The sequence below is a fragment of the Mesorhizobium sp. M7A.F.Ca.CA.001.08.2.1 genome, from assembly GCF_003998455.1.
In the GTDB taxonomy this organism is placed as follows: Bacteria; Pseudomonadota; Alphaproteobacteria; order Rhizobiales; family Rhizobiaceae; genus Mesorhizobium; species Mesorhizobium ciceri.
The window spans coordinates 1-1,796 of the sequence record NZ_RZPW01001012.1 but is presented as its reverse complement, the minus strand read 5'-3'; the positions used below and the strand labels follow the sequence as shown (position 1 = coordinate 1,796).

Genomic DNA, 1,796 nt, shown 5'->3' with positions numbered 1-1,796 from the left:
CGATGTCGGGGTGGTCGGCGTCGACAATGACCATTGTCGGGCCACGGCGCGTCGTGCCGCCCGACTTGATGGCGCCCGCCGCGCGGTCGCCGATCTTGAGGAAGCTCATCAGGCCCGACGAGCGGCCGCCACCGGACAGTTTTTCGCCTTCGCCGCGCAGCAGCGAGAAGTTGGAGCCGGTACCGGAGCCGTATTTGAACAGGCGCGCTTCACGCACCCACAGATCCATGATGCCGCCCTCGTTGACGAGGTCGTCCTGCACGCCCTGGATGAAGCAGGCATGCGGCTGCGGATGCTCGTAGGAGGATTTCGACTTGGTCAGCTTGCCGGTGAACGGGTCGACATAGAAGTGGCCCTGGCTCGGCCCGTCGATGCCATAGGCCCAGTGCAGGCCGGTGTTGAACCATTGCGGCGAGTTCGGCGCGACGCGCTGGGTGGCCAGCATGTAGGCAAGCTCGTCACGGAAGGCGCGTGCGTCTTCTTCCGACGCCTTGAAGTAGCCGCCCTTCCAGCCCCAATAGGTCCAGGTGCCGGCAAGGCGGTCGAAGACCTGGCGGGCGTCGATCTCGGAACCGTAGCGCTCGGCTTCCGGCAGCTTGGCGAGTTCCGCCTCATCGGCGACGGAGCGCCACAGGAAGGAGGGGACGTCGTTCTCTTCGATCTTCTTCAGGCGCGCCGGAACACCGGCCTTGCGGAAATATTTCTGTGCCAGGATATCGGCTGCGACCTGGGAGAACTGCGCCGGCACGTCGATATTGTCCAAGCGGAACACCACCGAGCCATCCGGATTCTTGATCTCCGAAAGCGCCTTGCGGAATTCGATCTCCGCATAGGCGGACTGTCCTGGCTTGGTGAAACGACGCTCGATGCGCATTGGTCCGGTCCCTTTTGTCTATATGTAGCGCTTTTCCCCAGGGATTTCTGCCCCCGATGCGAAACGCGCATGTCCGCCGTCTGCCGGCGTTCGAAAACGGCCGGCTCTCCATTTCGCAGCCTCCGCCGGCCCTGCTGGTCAAACTCCTTGCGAAGTGCCTGTCCAACGTGCCGACGAACCCACGGGTCCCTCAAAACTGATTTTTTTCCGATTCCCTCGGTCGAGGGAAATTCACACTATCTAGCGTCGAACCTACCTGCAAACACTAAATATAGTATTAACAGACAATTTATTCAAGCCCGACAATTGTCCCTATCGACCCCAACCGCCCCACAATTCCAACGCTTCCGCCGGCCTCGTAACCAGGCGGAAATGCGAGCAAAACGCACATAATCCGGGAAAAAGACCGGGCTCAGAACTTTCCGGTCGCACTCTCAACAGGAGCGCATGGCCTATAAAAGGCGACTCGTTTTGCGCCGTCAAGGATTCGTTTGCGTAGCTTTTGTGACCCCAACATCTTGTGTGTCACATATGTGGATAACGGGGATAGAATGCGGTGCGGCGATGGCAATTTTGCCGTCACCAGGCAATCCGGACGCGGCAACGATCCAAAGCGTCGTGCCTGAATGGATCAGCCGTAGTGCAGCCTGGGTTTTGGCTCGGTGCCGGTGAACTGCACCCCGATACGGTCATTGCGACGCCAGCGGACCTCGCACCGATAGGCAATGCCGTCGAGCGGCACATAGAGAAGGAAGCGATCGGGAACCCGGGCTTCCAGCGGTATCTTCAGTTCGGCTCCGCCTTCGTGTTGATTGCGCAGCGTGCAGCCGACTTCCGAATTCGAAATTCCGGTGATGATCGACCCGCCCTTGAGCACGCGCGGACGATGCTCGCGCTCAGGCTCGTCGGACTCGTTTGGAAT

1 protein-coding gene and 1 pseudogene are annotated in these 1,796 nt (G+C 60.2%); both read right to left on the bottom strand.

Going from position 1 to position 1,796, the window contains the following annotated elements; all coding sequences use genetic code 11:
• Window positions 1–874: pseudogene (locus EN914_RS34135) on the bottom strand (vitamin B12-dependent ribonucleotide reductase); the annotation flags it as partial.
• Between the two features lie 631 nt (window positions 875–1,505).
• A complete protein-coding gene (locus EN914_RS34130; RefSeq protein WP_032808957.1) occupies window positions 1,506–1,796 on the bottom strand; it encodes a PilZ domain-containing protein in 291 nt (96 codons plus the stop codon).